This window comes from Mycobacterium sp. (genome assembly GCF_019243155.1).
GTDB lineage: Bacteria > Actinomycetota > Actinomycetes > Mycobacteriales > Mycobacteriaceae > Mycobacterium.
This window is the reverse complement of the sequence record NZ_JAFAUS010000450.1, coordinates 1-2,533: the sequence shown is the minus strand read 5'-3', so window position 1 is coordinate 2,533 and position 2,533 is coordinate 1. Positions and strand designations below refer to the sequence as shown.

4 protein-coding genes are annotated in these 2,533 nt (G+C 68.7%); all 4 read left to right on the top strand.

The features are described 5' to 3' along the window. On the top strand, positions 1-613 hold a 613-nt coding region (locus JOZ00_RS23085; RefSeq protein ID WP_293348605.1), incomplete at its 5' end, for a TIGR01777 family oxidoreductase. 57 nt (positions 614-670) lie between these two features. After that, positions 671-1,378: a lipoyl(octanoyl) transferase LipB gene (lipB, locus tag JOZ00_RS23080; RefSeq protein WP_293348602.1), complete on the top strand. Its 708-nt coding sequence runs from the start codon at positions 671-673 to the stop codon at positions 1,376-1,378. Continuing rightward, a complete protein-coding gene (gene lipA / locus JOZ00_RS23075; RefSeq protein ID WP_293348599.1) occupies positions 1,375-2,316 on the top strand; it encodes a lipoyl synthase in 942 nt (313 codons plus the stop codon). The genes lipB and lipA overlap by 4 nt, the downstream gene beginning before the upstream one ends. Before the next feature lie 30 nt (positions 2,317-2,346). After that, a partial coding sequence (locus JOZ00_RS23070; protein WP_293348596.1) for a DUF4191 family protein occupies positions 2,347-2,533 on the top strand: 187 nt, incomplete at its 3' end.

The following is a 2,533-nucleotide window of genomic DNA, read 5'->3' as shown; positions in this document are numbered from 1 at the left end:
CGCCGAGGCCGGCGTCCAGACCCTGATCAACGCCAGCGCGGTGGGCTTCTACGGCGACTGCAAGGACCGCGTCGTCGACGAAACCGGCCGGGCGGGAACGGGTTTCCTCGCCCAGCTGTGCGAAGACTGGGAGGCCGCCACGCTGCCAGCCCAATACGGCGGTGCCCGTGTGGTGCTGGCCCGCACCGGTCTGGTGATGTCCCCCTCGGGAGGTGCGCTGGGGCGGTTGCGGACCCTGTTTCGCGCGGGCCTCGGCGCGCGGCTTGGCAGTGGCCGGCAATACATGTCGTGGATCACACTCGAAGACGAGGTGCGTGCGCTGCTGTTCGCGATCTCGAACCCCTCGCTGTCCGGCCCAGTGAACATGACCGGGCCCGCGCCCGTCACCAACGCCGAGTTCACCACCGCGTTCGGGCGGGCGGTCAACCGGCCAACACCGTTGATGCTGCCCGGTTTCGCGGTCCGGGCCGCGCTCGGAGAGTTCGCCGACGAGGGTGTGCTCATCGGGCAGCGCGCCATCCCGTCCGCGCTGGAGCGGGCCGGATTTGAGTTCCACCACAACACCATTGGCGAAGCACTCGGCTACGCGACCGCCCGCCGCGACCACGACTAGGACTTCGGGCGGAACGCGGCGTCACCCCACGGCCGCAGGCCGAGTACCGTCGCGAACGTGATCGCTTCCATCCGCTCGAGCCAGGCCCCGATCGAGGTCCGCCAGCTCGGCATCGTCGACTACGGCACCGCGTGGCAGCGGCAGCGTGAGCTTGCCGACGCCCGGGTCGCCGGCGGTCCCGACACGCTGCTGTTGCTCGAGCACCCGGCGGTCTACACCGCCGGGCGGCGCACCGAGCCGCAGGAGCGTCCTGACCCCGACCTTCGGGGCATCCCCGTCGTCGACACGGACCGCGGCGGCAAGATCACCTGGCATGGGCCCGGGCAGCTGGTCGGGTATCCGATCATCGGCCTGGCCGAACCGCTGGACGTGGTCAACTACGTGCGTCGGCTGGAGGAGGCACTGATCAAGGTCTGCGCCAACCTGGGCCTGGACACGGTCCGGATCGACGGCCGATCCGGGGTGTGGGTTCCGGCCGATGATGGCCGGCCGGACCGCAAGGTCGCCGCGATCGGTGTGCGGGTGTCGCGCGCGACCACGTTGCACGGGTTCGCGCTGAACTGTGATTGCGATCTCGGTGCGTTCGGCGCCATTGTGCCGTGCGGGATCAGTGACGCCGGGGTGACCTCATTGTCCGCCGAGCTACGGCGCACGGTCACCGTCGACGACATCCGATTGGTGGTCGCAGACGCCGTCGGCGACGCGCTGGATGGCGTCTTGCCGGTCCAAGAACATCTCGCCGCGCGCGTAGCATCGGGCATGTGACTGTCGCACCGGAAGGACGCAAATTACTGCGTCTGGAAGTGCGCAACGCGGAAACCCCCATCGAGCGCAAGCCGCCGTGGATCAAGGTGCGGGCCCGGATGGGGCCGGAGTACACGCAACTCAAGAGCCTGGTGAAGCGCGAGGGGCTGCACACGGTCTGCGAAGAGGCCGGTTGCCCCAACATCTTTGAGTGCTGGGAGGACCGCGAGGCAACCTTCCTGATCGGCGGAGACCAGTGCACCCGCCGCTGCGACTTCTGCCAGATCGACACCGGCAAGCCCGCCGAGCTCGACCGCGACGAGCCGCGACGGGTCGCCGACAGCGTCCACACCATGGGCCTGCGCTACGCCACGATCACCGGGGTGGCGCGCGACGACCTGCCAGACGGCGGGGCCTGGCTCTACGCCGAGACTGTGCGGGCGATCAAGGAACTCAACCCGTCGACCGGCGTCGAGCTGCTGATCCCGGACTTCAACGGCGAGCCCGTCCGGCTTGCCGAGGTCTTCGAGTCGCGCCCGGAAGTGTTGGCGCACAACGTCGAAACCGTTCCCCGCATCTTCAAACGCATCCGGCCAGCCTTCACCTATCAGCGCAGTCTCGATGTACTGACCGCGGCACGCGACTTCGGGCTGGTGACCAAGAGCAACCTGATACTCGGCCTGGGCGAAACCCCCGACGAGGTGCGCACGGCGCTCGCCGACCTGCGCAACGCCGGCTGCGACATCATCACGATCACCCAATACCTGCGCCCGTCAACGCGGCACCACCCGGTCGAGCGATGGGTGCGGCCCGAGGAGTTCACCGACTTCGCCCAGCACGCCGAAGCACTCGGATTCTCCGGGGTGCTGGCCGGACCGCTGGTGCGGTCGTCGTACCGGGCGGGTCGGCTCTACGAGCAAGCCGCCCGCACCCGAGCCTCCGAAACCGCGGCACCCTGACGGCGATCCGCGTAAGTATCCTTAACGACTATGGCTAAACCCCGCACTGCCGCCGAGAACAAGGCCGCCAGGGCACAAGCGCAGGCCGCCCGCAAGGCCGCGGCCAAGGAGCGCCGCGCCCAGTTGTGGCAGGCGTTCAACATTCAGCGCCAGGAAGACAAGCGGCTACTTCCGTACATGATCGGCGCCTTCGTGCTGATCGTGGGCATCTCGGTGG